Origin of the sequence: Shewanella sp. ECSMB14102 (genome assembly GCF_000813075.1) — a bacterium.
Classification (GTDB): domain Bacteria; phylum Pseudomonadota; class Gammaproteobacteria; order Enterobacterales; family Shewanellaceae; genus Shewanella; species Shewanella indica.
On record NZ_JWGX01000140.1, the window covers coordinates 1 to 487 of the forward strand.

The window sequence follows — 487 nt, forward strand, 5'->3', positions numbered from 1 at the left end:
GGACCTAGGGATGACTCATCTTGGGGCTCGCTTCCCGCTTAGATGCTTTCAGCGGTTATCGATTCCGAACGTAGCTACCGGGCAATGCCATTGGCATGACAACCCGAACACCAGCGGTTCGTCCACTCCGGTCCTCTCGTACTAGGAGCAGCTCCCCTCAATCATCCAACGCCCACGGCAGATAGGGACCGAACTGTCTCACGACGTTCTGAACCCAGCTCGCGTACCACTTTAAATGGCGAACAGCCATACCCTTGGGACCGACTTCAGCCCCAGGATGTGATGAGCCGACATCGAGGTGCCAAACACCGCCGTCGATATGAACTCTTGGGCGGTATCAGCCTGTTATCCCCGGAGTACCTTTTATCCGTTGAGCGATGGCCCTTCCATTCAGAACCACCGGATCACTATGACCTGCTTTCGCATCTGCTCGACGTGTCTGTCTCGCAGTTAAGCTGGCTTATGCCATTGCACTAACCGTACGATG

Annotated in this window: 1 rRNA gene; it reads right to left on the reverse strand. The window is 55.4% G+C overall.

From position 1 onward, the window contains the following. A 23S ribosomal RNA gene (locus RC73_RS19700) occupies window positions 1-487 on the reverse strand; the annotation flags it as partial.